At 41.8% G+C, this 16486-nt stretch carries 14 protein-coding genes; 4 read left to right on the top strand and 10 right to left on the bottom strand.

Features of this window, described 5'->3' with window-relative positions; translation table 11 throughout:
* Positions 1-284: 284 nt before the first annotated feature.
* The 5 genes from FJU10_RS11245 to FJU10_RS11225 form a co-directional block, all read right to left on the bottom strand.
* Positions 285-1607 carry a glycoside hydrolase family 28 protein gene (locus FJU10_RS11245; protein WP_223273040.1) on the bottom strand — a complete coding sequence of 441 codons (1323 nt, stop codon included), beginning with the start codon at positions 1605-1607 and terminating at the stop codon, positions 285-287.
* Positions 1573-1899, bottom strand: coding sequence for a fibronectin type III domain-containing protein (locus FJU10_RS19390; protein WP_223273039.1), 327 nt, complete (start codon positions 1897-1899; stop codon positions 1573-1575). Before FJU10_RS19390 ends, FJU10_RS11245 begins: the two co-directional genes overlap by 35 nt.
* A 75-nt stretch (positions 1900-1974) precedes the next feature.
* Positions 1975-2808 carry a carbohydrate ABC transporter permease gene (locus tag FJU10_RS11240; RefSeq protein WP_005234188.1) on the bottom strand — a complete coding sequence of 278 codons (834 nt, stop codon included), beginning with the start codon at positions 2806-2808 and terminating at the stop codon, positions 1975-1977.
* A gap of 3 nt (positions 2809-2811) precedes the next feature.
* A complete protein-coding gene (locus FJU10_RS11235) occupies positions 2812-3771 on the bottom strand; it encodes a carbohydrate ABC transporter permease (RefSeq protein WP_140966019.1) in 960 nt (319 codons plus the stop codon).
* A gap of 186 nt (positions 3772-3957) precedes the next feature.
* On the bottom strand, positions 3958-5268 hold the full coding sequence (locus FJU10_RS11225; protein ID WP_140965958.1) for an ABC transporter substrate-binding protein: 1311 nt from the start codon (positions 5266-5268) through the stop codon (positions 3958-3960).
* A gap of 264 nt (positions 5269-5532) precedes the next feature.
* Between FJU10_RS11225 and FJU10_RS11220 the strand changes: the two genes are divergently transcribed.
* Genes FJU10_RS11220 through FJU10_RS11210 form a run of 3 tightly spaced genes read left to right on the top strand, consistent with a single transcriptional unit; the run spans position 5533 to position 9375 of the window.
* On the top strand, positions 5533-6189 hold the full coding sequence (locus tag FJU10_RS11220) for a DUF624 domain-containing protein (RefSeq protein ID WP_010749870.1): 657 nt from the start codon (positions 5533-5535) through the stop codon (positions 6187-6189).
* Entirely contained in the window at positions 6158-7927 is a 1770-nt protein-coding gene (locus FJU10_RS11215) for a sensor histidine kinase (RefSeq protein ID WP_140965957.1), read from the top strand. Before FJU10_RS11220 ends, FJU10_RS11215 begins: the two co-directional genes overlap by 32 nt.
* Positions 7924-9375, top strand: coding sequence for a response regulator (locus tag FJU10_RS11210; RefSeq protein WP_140965956.1), 1452 nt, complete (start codon positions 7924-7926; stop codon positions 9373-9375). The genes FJU10_RS11215 and FJU10_RS11210 overlap by 4 nt, the downstream gene beginning before the upstream one ends.
* A gap of 156 nt (positions 9376-9531) precedes the next feature.
* Here FJU10_RS11210 and rhaM read toward each other — a convergent pair whose 3' ends face one another.
* Together rhaM and FJU10_RS11200 are read right to left on the bottom strand one after the other, a co-directional pair.
* Complete coding sequence (gene rhaM, locus FJU10_RS11205; protein ID WP_060791390.1) at positions 9532-9843, bottom strand: L-rhamnose mutarotase; 312 nt, start codon at positions 9841-9843, stop codon at positions 9532-9534.
* Between the two features lie 39 nt (positions 9844-9882).
* Positions 9883-10989: a glycoside hydrolase family 105 protein gene (locus tag FJU10_RS11200; protein ID WP_140965955.1), complete on the bottom strand. Its 1107-nt coding sequence runs from the start codon at positions 10987-10989 to the stop codon at positions 9883-9885.
* 132 nt (positions 10990-11121) lie between these two features.
* Here FJU10_RS11200 and FJU10_RS11195 point away from each other — a divergent pair, with 132 nt between their 5' ends.
* The gene (locus FJU10_RS11195) at positions 11122-12006 is read left to right on the top strand and encodes an AraC family transcriptional regulator (RefSeq protein WP_140965954.1); all 885 of its coding nucleotides are present in this window, start codon (positions 11122-11124) and stop codon (positions 12004-12006) included.
* 87 nt (positions 12007-12093) lie between these two features.
* On the opposite strand, the gene FJU10_RS11190 is transcribed toward FJU10_RS11195, so the two are convergent.
* The 3 genes from FJU10_RS11190 to FJU10_RS19385 all read right to left on the bottom strand — a co-directional run bounded on the left by FJU10_RS11190 (position 12094) and on the right by FJU10_RS19385 (position 16246).
* Positions 12094-13290: an MFS transporter gene (locus FJU10_RS11190; protein ID WP_140965953.1), complete on the bottom strand. Its 1197-nt coding sequence runs from the start codon at positions 13288-13290 to the stop codon at positions 12094-12096.
* A gap of 286 nt (positions 13291-13576) precedes the next feature.
* Positions 13577-15334: a 1-deoxy-D-xylulose-5-phosphate synthase gene (locus tag FJU10_RS11185; RefSeq protein WP_140965952.1), complete on the bottom strand. Its 1758-nt coding sequence runs from the start codon at positions 15332-15334 to the stop codon at positions 13577-13579.
* A gap of 570 nt (positions 15335-15904) precedes the next feature.
* The gene (locus FJU10_RS19385) at positions 15905-16246 is read right to left on the bottom strand and encodes a tyrosine-type recombinase/integrase (RefSeq protein WP_411268841.1); all 342 of its coding nucleotides are present in this window, start codon (positions 16244-16246) and stop codon (positions 15905-15907) included.
* Positions 16247-16486: the final 240 nt, after the last annotated feature.

Here is a 16486-nt window from a genome sequence, read left to right as displayed (position 1 = left end):
TCCATCAAGTAAAGCGTTCCTCTTGGCACATCTCGTTGTCTTTTCCCATGTGCTTTCTGGCGTCCTTTTCCCTACATTCTTTACTATAGTCCCCTTATCGGGAAATGAAAGTCCTTTTTGATTTCTGGGGATCGTCTTTTTTTGCATCGTCCTTTCTTGTTAGAAAAATGCGCCTTTTTGTCTACAAAAGCAAAAAGGCGCAACCTGTCAAGGGAGGAAATAAGGTGCTTAACTAACTGTTTCTCATTGGGAGAACCAACGCAGATCATTTTCAAAAGCTTGTTCTACGTGCGTTTCTTTTGTCCCACCATGGATAGTTCGACTGTTTCTTGGCAGCTTATTGCGTCACTTATGGCCGCTCGATCAATGATCGCTGCCTCTTTAAAGCTGACCTCCTGACACTGTTCAAAAATCATTTTCTTTTGTCCTTTAGCTGATTCAAAGGCAACTGACTCAAAAGCAACGCGTTGGATCGGTGAAACCTGCTGTGCTTGTTCATCGACAAACCCTTTTAGCTCGACCAAAGGGTTCTGCCCTACGATACGGGTATTCTTGACCAAAATATCCGAAATGATCGGTAACTGTTGGGCTGCCTGACCATCGGTATTGTAAGCAACAGGATGAGCCATGAAACGATCCAACAGGCAATCGGTGATCGTCACTTGACGAATATAGCCACCACGATCATTCTGCGCTTTCAATTCTAGCCCATAAAGCGTATTGGTCAGTTGACAATCTCGAAAGGAGATATTTTCGACACCACCAGATTGCTCACTACCAATCGCGATGCCATGTCCCCCACGAATAGCCAAATCAAACAGCCGAATATTTTTCGCTGGTCTATTGATCTGATTTCCTTCTGGATTTTTGCCAGATTTGATTGCGATACAATCATCACCCGTATCAAAAACGGTGTCAAAAATCAGCAAGTTTTGCGAAGAATCTGGATCCCATCCATCGCCATTGTCGATGCCTTTGGACTGAATATTCACCCCATGGGTCACAACGGTGTCACAGTAAATCATATGGATAGTCCAGCATGGTGGATCAATCAACGTCAACTCTGTCAAATGGATGTTTTTGGCCTGCATCATACAGATCAAACGTCCCCTTACTCGTCTTCCAGGTTTTCCATCAGAAACATATTCTGGATACTGTTCACGGTCTGCATAAGAGTTTCGCATCGCCAGTCCTAATGGATTCCCGCCACCAATGATCGTCCCTTTGCCACAAAGACGGACATTTTCACAAACGATACGTCCTCGATCGCCCCGATCGATATACCCAATGTTGATCAAAGAACGGAAGCAAAACAATTCCCAGCCTTCATAACGGCTTAATGGTAAGCCCTCTTGATTCACGCTTCCTAAATACTCGTGAGGGGCAACCCGATACGTTTCTATGTCGAGGCTTGCTTGCAATGTGCCATCTACCTGAAAAATCATATTGCTTTTTAGCTCCAACGTACCAGAAAGGATCACCGCCCCTGTTGGGATCCAGACAGTGCCATTGCTAGGGCAATCGTTGATCGCTTGCTGGAGAATGGCGGTACTATCTTCTTTGCCTGCGCTATCAGCATGGTAGGGTGCTTGCGTAACATCTAACACAACACTTTTTTTTCTTTGTACGAAAGGTCGTCGTGACTGCGGTATTTGTAAGCAGGCACCCCTGATGATCGAGGCAGATGATCGTTACTTGATACGTTTGATCGGCAGATAAGTTTGTCAACGTCCAATGCGTCTTGTTTGTTGGTCTGGTTTGGATCAAATCGTTGTCTAAAAACAATTGATAACCAAAAATAGCTTGAGCGTGCAGCGGCTTCTCCCAAATAAGGGTCGCTTGATGAGCGCCGATCGTGCTTGGTACGACATGAAAATCAATTACTTGAAATGGTTCCATCGGTTTGTCCTTTCTTCAACGAATTCATTCAATAGAAAAAAGATATTCCAAAACAGCGAATATCTTTTTCCACAATTATTTAAGACCAGTCGTGCTGATGCCTTCAACAATGTATTTTTGAAAAATAAAGAAGATGATCAACACAGGCAGTAAGGAGACCACAGACATCGCGAACATCGCTCCCCAATTGGAAGTGCTGCTAGCATCTAGGAACTGCTTTAAGGCAATCGATACCGTGTAGTTTTGCGGACGTGTAAGGTACAGCATCGGTCCGATCAGTTCTTCCCATTTCCAATAGAAAGAGAAGATCGCAGCGTTTGCCAGGGAAGGCTTCATCAACGGTAGAATCACGCGGAAGAAAATACCGACCCGTCCACAGCCGTCCATTTTTGCTGCTTCATCTAAATCTGTCGGGATCGCAGAGACGAATTGAACCATCATGAAAATAAAGAAAGCTTGTCCGAAGTATGAAGGAACGGTTACCGGACGAATCGAGTTAAGCCAGCCTAATTGATTAAACCAAAGATACTGAGGCACCATGATGATCTCTTGCGGCAGCATCATCGTGACCAAGATACAAGCAAACCAAAAGCCTTTTCCTTTGAAAGGAATTCGACCAAATCCATAAGAAATGACAGCCGAAGAACAGACCGCCCCTACCATTGAAATCAACGCGATTTGCAACGAGTTGAAAATATAGCGAATGAAGGGAATCCCTGCGATCCCTTCAAACCCTTTGGTAAAGTTTTCTAACGTCCAGCTTCGGGGGATCAACTCCGTTGCCGTTCGAAAAATGTCACTACTAGGTTTAAAGGCACTAAATAGCAGCCAGAAAATCGGATAAAGCATCAGTAATGCAGCAACTAAGATCACGGCATCAAAGAAATAATTTTGTTTTTGTTCACGCATCAATCAAACCTCCTCGTTTTCTTTAAACACCCAAAATTTCGATGTTGCGAACAACAGAATCGTAATCAACCCAACGATGACCAGTAAAATCCACGCTAAGGCTGAAGCATAGCCCATTTTGAAATCGGTAAAGGCTCGTTGATACATGTACAAGGAATAGACTAACGTGCCGTTACGAGGTGAACCCGTCCCATTCGAAATGATAAACGCAGGTGTAAACGTCAAAAAGGCCATGATCGTTTGATAGATCAGATTGAAAAAGATGATTGGCGTCAGGACTGGAACCGTGATATTGAAAAACTGTCTGATTTTTCCTGCCCCATCAATTTCCGCAGCTTCGTAATAATCTTTCGGAATATTTTTCAAACCGGATAAGAAAATCAACATCGACGAGCCAAATTGCCACGCTGCTAATAAAATCAAGGTCATCAATGCTAAGCCAGGACTTTTAAAGAAGTAGATCGGGTCTAAGCCGATCGCCACTAGCACGCCATTGATCAACCCTGAATCGCCAAAAAGATTCCGCCACATGATCGAGACCGCCACGCTCCCACCTAAAATCGAAGGGATATAAAATAATACCCGATAAGCGCCGCTTAATTTCGATGGGCGGTTGATCAGCATCGCCACTGCTAATGCGACGATCAGCCGTAAAGGGACTGCCAACACAACATATTTCAGCGTAACAGTCAGTGACTGAACAAACTTGGGATCATTCGTAAAAATCGTCTTAAAGTTATTCCAGCCAACAAATTGCGCCTCTGTCAATAAATCATAGTCATGAAAAGACATAAAAAGAGAAATCCCCATCGGGACGATAATAAAAGCAAAAAAGCCAATGATGAAGGGTGAGATAAATAAGTAGCCTGTAACCATATTCTGTTTTGATTCTGGTAATCGATTAAACCAGCTTTTGAGTTTCCCAGGTTCTTTTGCCGTGGGTGATTTTGATTGTAGTTCCATAATTTTCACTTCCTACCTCCTATAGTTGATTACGCTTACAAGTTGATTTTAACGAAGTGCTTCTTAAGAATGAATAGAAAAAAAAGCACAGAAATGTGAAAAACTAGAGGACCTATATTTTTTCCTCCATTGTTTCTCCAAAAAACGCCTTTACTGAAAAAGTCAGTAAAGGCGCCGCAGCTATGCTTATTGATAGTTTTCTGCAAAAATTTCTTCGCAGCGTTGCGTAAAGGCATCATAAGTTTCTTCTGGTGTCATCGTGCCATAAGTGATCTCTGCGTACAGCTCTTTAAAGTACGTGTTGATTTCAGCAAACCCAATTGGTGGGATTGGGGATGGATCACCGACGATGTCTGCAATATCATCTAAGAAATCAGAGGACTCTTGTTCTTCTGGTGTCATGTCGGCATAAAGCAATTCTTTGATGGCATCATTGGAAGGAATTCCCCGCTCAGTACCGATGATCTTATTGGCTTCTTCACTATTCACTAAAAAGTCAACAAACTTCGCAGCTGCTTCTTTTGATTCAGAAGCATTCGCGATCGAATAAAAGAACCCTGGTCGATACGCCATCGCCCCGTTTTCTGAGTCGAATGGACGAGCCAAGTTGATTTCGACATCTTCTGCGGCGGAGGCCTTATAGGTCAAGTATTGATTGGACCAAGTCATCATATAGGCTGCTTTTCCTTGTGAAAACGGATATTGATCCATACTGTTGGCATTGCTAGTCACTTCTGCGGTTGGCATTGCTTTGGCTTCCGTAAGGTCCGCGATAGCCCCCATAAATTCAACCCAGTTTTCTTTGGAAAAACCGATCTCTGGATTGCCGTCTGCATCGTATTGGTATAGATCTTCGCCTTTAGTACGTAAAAAGTATTGTAAAATCGTACTGTTGTCATTGTTATCATTCCAACCATAATCACCGGTTGCTTCAGCGATCGCTGCCGTACTTTCTACAAGGTCATCGAAGGTATAATTGCTAAAGTCGATCCCAGTGCCCCCTTGTTCTACCAATGATGGATTGTAGAGCATCGCCATCGTATTGACAGAAGTTGGTATGCCAAAAACTTTTCCATCTAACTCGCCAGTTGCTAAAATTGATTCTTTGATATCATCGGTTTGAATCTCATTGCCGATAAATTCCGACATATCTGCTAATTGATTTTTCGTTCCATATTGCGCAATGTACTGCACATCCATCTGGATCACATCAGGTAATTCTCCAGAAGCCGCTTTTGTTGCTAGTTTTTTCCAATGGTCATCCCAAGAACCATATTCATATTCAACTTTAATGTCAGGATTTTGTTTCTCAAATTCTTTGATCGATTCGATATACTTCTCGTGTCTGACTTCTGAGCCCCACCAGGTAAAGGAAATCGTCGTTTTCCCATCTGCATCAGCTTCTGAGCTTCCGCTACTATTGCCGTTGTTGCCACAAGCTGCTAAGGTCGCCCCAAGAAACAACAAGCTCGCTGCTTTTAAAAAAGTTTTCTTCATTCTTCTACACTCCTTTTTGTTTGCGCTTACAAGGTGATTGTAATGGAAATCCTCGTTAATAAAAATGAAAAAACAAGAGCAAATATGTGAAAAACTAGACTGTCGTTTTTGCTGAAGGCTAAGCCTTCACGGGCAATAGCTAGAAAAAAATAGAAAAACAGATGAAAAATGTAAAAAAACAGACATGCTCTATTTTTTCCAATATACTATGCTATACTAGCGTTGAAAAGGCTTACTTTTCAAAAAACAAGGTAGGTGGAAACAATGAAAAAAATACAAACCGGACTGTTTCGTCTTTTTACGGTAACAGCTTATTTTGCTAAATTAAACCTTTTATGGCTTTTCTTTACCCTTTTAGGGTTGGGGATTTTTGGCTTCGGTCCTGCCACCGCTGTCACGATCAAATGTTTACATGATTTTCGTAAAACTGGTCATGACTATTCAGCTGTTGCCTTCTGGCAAGCCTACAAGCAAGCCTTTCGCACCTTTTCCCTTTTTGGCATCGGATTATTAAGTACAGTACTCCTGTTGTTGTTTAACTTACGGATTACTCATTTTTTCCCGACTGAAATGGCTTGGCTGCGCCCTGTCTATTTACTTTTAACGATTCTCCTCCTTTACACTGCATTCATCAGCTTTATGACCTATGCCAAAGCCGAACAACACGCTTGGAAACAGACCTTGTACGTCAGTATCTTTCTAGTCTTTCGCTACCCACTGCAAGGCCTTGCCTTGTTGTTTACCTGGTATTTATTGTTTCTCTTATTGACTGCCAAAACCTCCTTGTTACTCGTCTTTGGACTGGTGATTTTCTTGTTTTTCGCTGAATTTTTTCATGGTCAGATGATTGAAAAAACCAAACAATTGCAAGCAAAGCGAGGCAGTGTCCATGAAGTCCCAGAAGCTGATCAATCACTTTAAAAAGCAGCCTTTTGAGCGACAGTTACATTTTGTCTTTTTTGCGACGGTGGCAATTATCGTCTCATTGGCTGTTCTCCTGACCTTAGTTTGGCGACAAGTCTACATGGCGCAGCTGAAAGAAGCCGCGTATAAAGATGTCTCGATCATTTCAACAAATATCGCCAAACGTTTAACTGCCGTCGAAACCCTCTCTTTTCGCATTATCGATAGTGCACCGATCCAAAATGGCCTACAAAGGATCTTGGCACAAGATTCCTTGCAATCCTTAGAGGCGATCGACCAAAAGAATGCCTTAAGTGCAGAAATCAACGCCCTCGTACGCAATGAATCAACGATTCAAAACGTCTATCTCTTTACCCCAACGAACGAAAACATGATCAACTTTCTAGCCGAGACCGACCATATCTTTAATGGCCAAACCATCAAAGATATGATCGAGACTTTGCCCGATAAGCCTGCCAAAGGGAGTTGGTTTTTTGCAAAGGACCTTTCTCAAGGTGTCTACCTGCGAAAAATCTATTCAACAGCCGATCTTTCTTTGACCTATATTGGTACGGTGATATTTCTAGTCAATACGTCCTTCTTTCGTAACGAGATCGAAAGTCTTCCTATTGTCTCTGAACAAAACCAATTTTTCATGGCGTATCAGAACCAATTTTATAGTACCGCAAATGACGAGCAAACCCTCGCTGCGGATCAAAATACCTTGCAGCAGAAAATGGAATCCTTCCAGCGATCGATCGGCTCCATGACGTTTGATAATCACCAGTACTACTATGCAATGGATCGGAAGACGATGCCGAATATGACCTTCATTTATTTACTGCCTGAAAACCAAGTCTTAGCGGATCTTTATAAACTACAAGGCCTTTCCATCGCTGTGAGTTTGCCTTTTTTATGTTTGATTATTGTTGTGATTCGGAAAATAAGCAATCAGCTGACCCGTCCTTTAGCTGACTTGGCTTCGCAAATGGCCGTTCTGCGGAAAACGAAAAAACTGGCCTCTTTAAAGACCCTCGCTGTCCCAGAAAATAGTCAAGAAGAGATCATGGTCCTTTACGAAAGCTACAATACGATGATCGATGAATTAAATGCCTTGATCAAGGACAATTATGAAATGCGTATTTTGTCCCAAGAAATCGAATTTAAGGGATTGCAAGCGCAATTAGATCCACATTTTCTCTACAATACGTTAGACTCGATCAACTGGATCGCCATTGAAAATCAGCAGTGGCAGATCTCAGAGATGGTCACCTCCCTTGCCTATTTGTTTCGTAAAAAAATCGATACCAAGTCTGACTTCACGACGCTGCAAGATGAGTTAGATATCGTGCATGCCTATATCAATATTCAAAACGTTCGCTTCGGGAAACGGATCGAGTATATCGAAGTAATTTTGGTGAATGACCTGTCCTTTAAGATTCCTAAGTTACTGATTCAACCATTGATTGAAAATGTCTTTAAATACGCCGTCAATGATATGAAGGAGACGTGTCGCCTCGTCCTTACGATTGAACAACAAGCAACCTTTCTCCAAGTCAGTGTCTCTGACAATGGCCCTGGTTTTAAAGCCAACTTCTCGATTGAAAAAGAAGGCGGCATCGGATTGACCAATATTCAAAAACGATTGCAACTGCATTATGGTGATCAAGCGTCGCTAGCCATCGTCTCCTCGATTCCCTTCAAAAAGACGACGGTGCGCTTTATGATCCCCTTAAAAGGAGTGAGTGAAGCATGAAAAATATCCTCGTTGTTGACGATGAACCCTTGATAGCAAATGGTGTGGCTAACCTCGTTGCTTCTTTTGATTTCTCATTAGTAGTCAAAGGAATTTACACAGACAGTGAAGAAGCCTTGGCATTTTGTCAGCAAAACACCATCGACATCGTGATTACCGACATCAATATGCCTAAAGTCAATGGACTTGCCTTGATCAAAAAATTAAAAGCCATCAATCCTGCGATTCAAATCATTATTTTGACAGGCTTTGGCAGCTTCTCCTTTGCCAAAGAAGCGATGGCTTTAGGGGTCAAATTTTTCCTTGAAAAACCTGTTTTTCCGAGCAAGCTTTCAGAAGCGTTGGCTGAGACGATCGAACGCTCTGAACGTCGCCAAATGGAATCTACCCTCTATTTAAAACAACAAATTGAACAATACATCAATAGCTGCGGAGAAGAACCGCTGCCTGAATCGTTCGTTTTTCCATTTTGTATGTACTTATTTGATTCGAAATTCTATCACGCCATCGCTAAGCGGATCGAAAGCTATGAGAACCATCACGAGTTGGTGATCGGTCATCAAAACAAAGTTGGCTATATCCTGAACTTCAGTACGGAAAATACCTTTAATCTCTTTTTTAAAACGAAGGTACAGTCTGCGCATCTAGGAAAAGGGATCGCCATCAATTGCTGGGTCGAAACTCCCGAAAAATTTTTACTCAGTTATCATTTAGGCAAGCGAAACTTGGATAAGGAGTTTTATTTTGATACCTTTGAAGTCATCCAAGAAGCCCAAATCTCACAAGAAAATGTCTATGAAAATAGTCTCTATATGGAATACCGTGAAAAACTTTTGGCATTGATCGACAAAGGCGAACTGACTTTAGCCCAAGTTCTTACGGAAAACTTTTTTTCTACCTGTCGCATGGAGCTTTACCCTGTCCAACTATTGCGGCTGCAGGTCAACGATTTGTTATCGGCAATTTTTGAAAACCATCGCATCAAAAAAGACATTTACTTTGATGACTATTCCCCAAAGATCATGCTCTTGAATAATTGGCACGAACTCCAGTTTATGCTGCTTCACTGTATCGATTTGATGCGGGGCAGCTTAGATGATAGCGAGAACATGCAGCTGTCCCAAAAGGTCAACCTGATCATCGAAGAATATTATGACCATGAAGCATTGTCATTGAAATGGATCGCAGCCCATCTTTTGTACTTAAATCCTGAATACTTAGGAAAAACCTATTACAAAGAAACCGGGATTCGCTTCAATCAAAAATTAGCCGAATACCGCATCCAAAAAGCACAAGAACTGCTGAAGAAAAACTACAAAGTCTACGAAGTGGCAGCGATGACGGGCTTTAGCAATGCGCCTGAATATTTTGTTCAAACGTTCAAAAAGATTACTGGTATGACACCAAAGAAATTTTTGAAGCAGCAAGAAAAAGCCCTTCTCTCTTAACGTTTCTTCTATAACGAAAGCATTGTTTTGCTATTTCAACAAAAGAGGTAGTCCGCTCACGAATGTGAGCGAACTACCTCTTTGACTAACCAGTGATTGATGTCAAACAACTGATGCGACCGTGTTCGTATTAAGGAATGAGCATTTTTGTCTAGCTTACAGCGTAAAGACTTCCTTTAACTCCTGTGTCACTGGCGAATCATCAGGATTTGTTTCCATGAGTTCTGCCATGTAATGCCACCATTTTTGGTTGATCTCGGTTGCCGCTAACTGCTGCCAGCGGGTTTCATCTTCAATCTCAAGGTAGCCAAACAACGCAAGGGTTTCTGGATCTAAGAAAATCTGGTAGCTTTTCGCCCCGTGTGCTATGAGCTGCTCTTTTAGTTCTGGCCATAGTTCGCGATGCCGTTTTTCATATTCTGCTTCATATCCAGGATGTAGCTTCATCCGAATCGCTTTTTTGATCATCTTTGTTTGCTCCTCTCTTTATTGCGGAAGGTGTTTAACTTAACAAAATGAAACCAATAGTTCAGTAAATGCTAAGACTGTCAGTGATTGCCCGTAAGGCATCGCCGTAATCGCAATGTTTTTGTAGTACGCCAAGTCTTCTCCCATTCCAGTACCGATGGAAACATTTTGGACTTCTCCATCTTCTGCGACTTGTTCGATCAAACCGGCTAACGCTTTATAGGCAACATCTTCCCAAGCTTTGTCAATGTAACGCTTATGAACGGCTTTTAAAATCCCATAGGCAAAACCAGCAGTCGCGGAAGCCTCCACATACGAGCTAGGATCGTCTAACAAGGTGTGCCACAGGCCACTTTCATCTTGCATTTCTTGCAAGGCAGTTAGTTGGTCTAAGAGGGTATTGATCAAGAAGCTACGTAACGCATCTCCTTCTTGCAAGTCGAGAATGTCAATGATCTCAGGAATCGCAATGGTGATCCAGCAGTTGCCTCTTGCCCAAAGCGCTTGTGCATAATTGTGGCGTTCTTCAAAGGTCCAGCCGTGGAACCAAAGCCCAGTTTTTTTATCCACTAAGTATTTGATATGGATCATAAATTGTTGTTTTGCTTCTTCGATATAAGCCGGACGATTCAGCAACATGCCAATTTTCGCCAAAGGCAAAGCAGTCATCATCAAGGTATCGTCCCAAAGCTGGTTGCGATTTTCTGGTCCATAGGTCGCATGCTGCAGACCATTTTCATCGGTTCGCGGCATATCATGCATGACCCATTCCGCCCATTGTTCAAGGTAAGGCAAGTAACGAGAATCTTTGGTGTCTTCATAAAGATACGCCATTGCCAAAAGCGGCGCCATTGTGTTGACATTTTTAGGCGGCGCGCCTTCTAACATCCGCTGCTCAAACCATTCTTCCACAACTTGGAGCGCTTTAGGATTTTTGGTGATTTGGTAGTTTTTATAAATGCCATATAGTCCCACCCCTTGCGGCCAGTTCCAAATCTCCCAGCTTTTATCATCAACGATCAAGCCGTCAAAGTCTAATAGAAATTCACCATTATCATCCTTGATCGTCGTTAAATTTTCGATCATGCGATCAATTTTTTCTTCCACGACACGTTTTTCCACAAATAACTGTTCTAAAATCACCATTGGGTTCATCCTCTCATTTCTCTTTGATAGATTGATCGTAACACGCTTACATTTACACAAAAATAGCAGTTATTGACACTTTACTATCTATTCTTGTATGATAAAATCAAACGAGCACGAAAGGAGCCAATCATGGAGAAGCAAAATGCGGACACGATGATCAACGATCGCTTTGAGGCCTTTCATATCAAAGACATCGTAGAAGAAAACAATACCCTTTATCATTACCATAGTTTTTATGAGATTCACTGTACCTTAAAAGGATCAGCGGTCTTCTTTATCGATGGTGGAGAATTCCCTCTAGAACCTGGTACGATCATCTTGATTCCTCCGAATGTCTTGCATCGAATCGTCCATCAAACTTCTGATTTTTTCGAGCGAACCTACCTGTATATCAATCCTAGTTATCTCGCTGCCCTCTCCACTATCCAAACAGATCTCACTGCCTGTTTTCGTAGCAACGGCGGCATCAACAGTCGTATTTTATCGATCGATGCCGACCAACTAGACCAGCTATTGCGACCTTTGCGCAAAAAAACGGATAGCAATTATGGCACCGACTTACTTTATCAAAATCATTTGATCGCGTTTTTGATTTCCATCAATACGGTTGCCTATCAGGAAAAAGAACCGCTGTTTTTATCCGACTCACTCTATAAAAATAAAGACATTTTGGCTGCCATTACCTATGTCAATCAGCATTTGACCGCTGATCTCTCCTTAGAGACCGTCGCCAAAGCCCTTTTCATGAGCCCATACTCGCTTTCAAGGACCTTCAAAAAAGAAACTGGCGTCGCCTTTCATGCCTATGTCGTCAAGAAACGACTCTTAAAGAGCAAAGAAATTTTACGTAAAACCAGAAGCGCCACCGCCACCTTCGAAGCTTGCGGCTTCAACTCCTATACCCATTTTTTACGCTGCTTTAAACAAGAATTTCAGCTGACACCAAAAGAATTTTTACGAGAAGAAGCCCAAAATCAATTTGTCCGTTTTGCGCATTTTGCAGGGAAAAAATAGCAAGCCGATGAAAAGATTTGCTTAAAAAAAAGACTCTCTTACATTGACGATCGTAAGAGAGTTTTTCATTCAATCTTTTAAAAACAGCTACCCAAGTTCTTCAGCAGTTCCCCGCTCGAAATAAAGAAAATAGCGATTGCTGATCACTGATACAATCCCAATCATAACCAACAAGCCCCCTGATAGGATCATCTGCATCCCTGCTGTTTCATTGCCGCTGACTAGTATCAGCAAGCGTGATGCATAAGGTGCTAACGTGACTCCTAAATTGTAAGCAACGATCGAGACGATCGTGCCAAACTTAGCTTCCGCTTCACCACCAGTCGTCAGTAAGTGGGTGAAAAAAGGCATGATGCTGCGAAAGGCAAAGCCTAATAATAAAGAACAACCCAAGAGTAGCCCCACCGTCTGCAAGGGATAGGTCAAATAGATGCTGCTTCCTGCAAGCAATGCCGCAATGGGCAGCAACCAGCGATGTAAGCGACTGTATATCAAGCCAAAGGCATTGCCGGCGATAAATGCCCCCGTCGCAATGGCGGCAATCATGTTACTGCCTTCGGTGGCGTCCCCGATTCCTTTTTCCAACAACAACGGTGTGATCTGTAAATTGTAATTGATAAACAAGACAACGATTAGAAACAAGAGCACACCCAAAATGAATGATCGCTGTTTCCGTTCTTTTGAAACCGTGACGTTCGCCAATAACGTCTCATTAGTCACAGCCTGTGTTTCGTTTGGAATAAATAGCTGGACAAAGAAGAGACTGATCAGGGCAAAGCCATAAACCAAGAAGGACATTTCCCAACTAATCTTCACTAGCTGTCCTACGAGCAAAGTCATAAAGATACCACCTAAACCACCGACGGCACTTTCTAATCCAAGAGCTTTGGCTTTCTTTTGCGGCTCATTTTGAAACAGCAAACTAATCATTTGAATCGCCAAACGATTGAATAAGCCGATCCCGAAGCCAAGAATCCCTCGAGAAAGAAACAAGACGGGAAAGCTCCCCTGATACCATGCCGGCAGCGTGCCAAAAATCGCCACAATGACCAATCCGGTGACCATCGTGTATTTTTTGCCGATCCTTTTTTCGATCATGCTAGTAGTAAAAATCCCCAGCAAAAGAAACAATGACGGAATCGTGGTCAGTAACCCAATGTAGACCGCATCAACTTCTGGAAAGCTTGCCGCAATCGCTGGGACATTGGCAGAAATCGCCGGTGCCGAATAGACGACCATTGCCACCGACAACAGTGCCAACAACTTCATAGAAAAAAATTTCATAAATACCCCTTTCCTTAAAAACACCTTTTCTTCCTTGTCTCTGAACCCAATAGTCCAAGATGACAAGTGATCCTTTCACTACCTTATTATTCGCTAGATTATCCTCGTTGACCAATGCTTAACGCGCTTGGGCTTTATGCTTGAAAAGCATTGGTCTTCTGTATTTTGCTGCAAATCGTCACCGATTGTTTGCGAAAAAACCTTGCAGTCTGTTTTTCTGCAAGGTTTCCTTCGATCATTCATTTTTTAACAATCATATCAGCTACACAAGACACCCTAAGAGAACTTATTTCTGCAGCTGTTCTATGACATCTTTCGTAATTTCCTCAGCAGTGATACCAAGTTCAGATAAAACGTCTGCTGCCCGGTAATTATCATAAAATTTCTTTTCTAAGCCATAGTTTTTGACGGCAATCTCACGATCACCCAGGTAGCTGGCAATCATTTGTCCATAGCCACCCTCTCGTATACCATCTTCCAACGTGACAACGAGTTTGTGCGATCGTGCCACAGCATCCAACAACTCTTTGTCGACCCCTGAAATAAACTTAGGATTGATCACCGTTGGGGTAATTCCATGTTGCATCTTCAATTGATCTGCGATCTCTTCCGCTAGCGCATAAAAGTTCCCAACACCGACGATGGCTACCTGCGTGCCAGCTTGAGTCACTTCATTTTTTTGATCGCTATAGTCAGTAGAGACTGCTACTGCCGTTTCGTTGACAGGTCCAACCGGTACCCGGATCGCAACTGGTGCGTTGGTTTGTTCCAGCGACCAATCCAACATTGCCAGATATTCTTCTTTAGAGGTTGGCGCAAGATAAATAAGGTTGGGAATATGTGCCAAAAATGGAATATCAAAAATTCCCAAATGGCTCTCGTCATTCATGCCGTGAATCGATGCACCATATACCAAAATCGTTCCAGGCAGATGATTTAAGGCCAAATCATGGGAAATTTGATCAAAACTACGTTGCATAAAGGTAGAAAAAACGGCCCAGACAGGTTTCGCTCCATTTTTTGCTAACCCAGCAACCATCGATACCGCATGTTCTTCTGCAATACCCACATCTACAAATTGTTTACCTGCTTTTTCTCGTTGTTCTGGAGAAAAAAGCAGCATCGGTGTACCAGCGTTTACTGCCACAACTTTAGGATCTGTCGCCATTTTTTCTAATAAATAATCCGTCGTTAAGCTATTGTACGTTACTTGATTGCCGCCAGCAGAAATATATTCGCCGGTTTCTAAACTAAAGGGACCGCCTGCATGAAACTTTTCACGATTTTCTTCCGCAAACTTGAAGCCTTTGCCTTTGATCGTATGAATGTGTAATAAAACAGGATGATCAATGTCTTTCACTTTTTCAAATAAAGCGATCAAGGCAGCGAGATCATTTCCTTCATCCAAATAGTGGTACTCAAAACCAATCGCTTTGAACAGATTGTCTGCTGCTTGCCCCTTGGTTTCCCGCAATGCCCGCAAATTCTGATACATCCCCCCATGGTTTTCTGCAATCGATTGGTCATTGTCGTTGAGGATTACGATGGTATTGGTGCCTAATTCCACGATATTGTTCAAGCCTTCAAACGCTAACCCGCCTGATAGAGAACCATCACCAATCACGGCAACGACGTTATACGTTTCATTTTTTAGGTCACGGGCTTTCGCCACACCATTTGCCAGCGAAACTGACGTGGAGGTATGTCCGACCGTAAAGAGATCGTGCTCGCTTTCTTTCGGATTCGTGTAACCAGAAACCGCATCATACTGCGCAGCATCAAGAAAGGCATGGGCGCGTCCCGTCAACATTTTATGGATATAGGTCTGATGAGACACATCAAAAATCAGCTTATCTGTGGGAGAATCAAAGACTTTATGCAACGCGATCGTCATCTCAACCATCCCCAGATTGGGGCCATTATGCCCCCCATGGTGACTGATTTTTTCCAATAAAGCAGTTCGTGCTTCTACTACCAGTTCTTGAAGTTGCCCACTGGTCAATTCTTTTAACTCTTTAGGGCTTTTGATTTTTTCTAATAACATGTACGTACCTCCTGTAGAAATGTTTGAATGATTCGTGTGTTTACTCACAAGGAAAAAGACACGAAGTCGAAATGAGTGGATCGCTCTCTGGAATAAAAAAATGCGGCAATCGGAGATGGACGCTCTTTTTTAAATTCCTGTCAAACCAAGAAATAGCAAGTTATCCTAAAGGGAAATCGTGATTTTTCTGAGTTTCAACAATCGCTGCTCATTTCTTCTATCTAAAAAGATACCACCTAGAGTTGACTTTAGGTCAAGTGGTTTTTGAAACATTTTGAACAAAACGAGGTTGATTTTTCCTAATTATTGAAACAATTGCAGGTTTATTCTCTATAAATTTCCTTTTCTAATACATATTCCTAGAGGTTCATTTGATATGTCATAGTAAATTATAAAAAACTGCCATTAAACAGGATCCATTCCCTGCTTAATGGCAGTTTGCTTATTTCCGATACATCTTCAATTCAAAATCATATATATTTTTTGTTGATATAATAGTCTTTTATTGCCTGTTGAAAGAAACTTGGAAGACAAACTACTGTAAATTCTTTCTACTCTTGTTTAAAATAACTATACTTGGTGAGTATCTATTGCATCAATTATTCTACTATCAGATTTTGCATATAGATGTCCATAGGTTCCCAAAGTGATTTGAATATTAGAATGTCCTAGCCTCTCCATAATTGCTAATGGTTGAACATTTTGTTCAATAAGGAATGCAACATGCGAATGTCTAAGAGAATGTAATTTAATTGGTTGCACCTGTGACTTAATTGCCGCTTCTTTTAGCCAATGTGCAAAAGAGTAAGGGGGAGTAAATGTTCCATCTAATTGGATTACAAATTCAAAAATTCCTAACAAACTCTGTTCTTTTTTCCAGTCTTCAAGCTTTCGTGATAACCTTTTCCCTATAGAAATTGTACGATAGGCACTTTTTGTTTTAGGAGTTGAGAAATACCAATTATCTTTTTTTGTGTATACTAAAGTTCTCTCAACTGTGATTTGGTTTTTTTTTTAAGTTCACATTACTCCAAGAAAGTTGCGGATAGTTCACCAATCCTTAGCCCTGTATAAAATAGCAATTCAAAAACAAGTTTTCTGTGTTTAATTTTGAAAACTATTATCCTTGAAAGATTGATTACTTTTATAAAA

This window comes from Enterococcus sp. OL5, from assembly GCF_006491895.1.
GTDB lineage: Bacteria > Bacillota > Bacilli > Lactobacillales > Enterococcaceae > Enterococcus_D > Enterococcus_D innesii.
The sequence above is the reverse complement of the archived record's forward strand: the minus strand, read 5'-3'. Positions and strand labels throughout refer to the sequence as shown.

Bases quoted from the DNA above. Each gene is read 5' to 3' on its own strand.
- FJU10_RS11200 (WP_140965955.1), bottom strand. From the start codon at position 10,989: ATGGTGATTTTAGAACAGTTATTTGTGGAAAAACGTGTCGTGGAAGAA.
- rhaM (WP_060791390.1), bottom strand. From the start codon at position 9,843: ATGATCAAAAAAGCGATTCGGATGAAGCTACATCCTGGATATGAAGCA.
- FJU10_RS11190 (WP_140965953.1), bottom strand. From the start codon at position 13,290: ATGAAATTTTTTTCTATGAAGTTGTTGGCACTGTTGTCGGTGGCAATG.
- FJU10_RS11225 (WP_140965958.1), bottom strand. From the start codon at position 5,268: ATGAAGAAAACTTTTTTAAAAGCAGCGAGCTTGTTGTTTCTTGGGGCG.
- FJU10_RS11220 (WP_010749870.1), top strand. From the start codon at position 5,533: ATGAAAAAAATACAAACCGGACTGTTTCGTCTTTTTACGGTAACAGCT.
- FJU10_RS11195 (WP_140965954.1), top strand. From the start codon at position 11,122: ATGGAGAAGCAAAATGCGGACACGATGATCAACGATCGCTTTGAGGCC.
- FJU10_RS11235 (WP_140966019.1), bottom strand. From the start codon at position 3,771: ATGGAACTACAATCAAAATCACCCACGGCAAAAGAACCTGGGAAACTC.
- FJU10_RS19390 (WP_223273039.1), bottom strand. From the start codon at position 1,899: ATGGAACCATTTCAAGTAATTGATTTTCATGTCGTACCAAGCACGATC.
- FJU10_RS11210 (WP_140965956.1), top strand. From the start codon at position 7,924: ATGAAAAATATCCTCGTTGTTGACGATGAACCCTTGATAGCAAATGGT.
- FJU10_RS11185 (WP_140965952.1), bottom strand. From the start codon at position 15,334: ATGTTATTAGAAAAAATCAAAAGCCCTAAAGAGTTAAAAGAATTGACC.
- FJU10_RS11215 (WP_140965957.1), top strand. From the start codon at position 6,158: ATGAAGTCCCAGAAGCTGATCAATCACTTTAAAAAGCAGCCTTTTGAG.
- FJU10_RS11240 (WP_005234188.1), bottom strand. From the start codon at position 2,808: ATGCGTGAACAAAAACAAAATTATTTCTTTGATGCCGTGATCTTAGTT.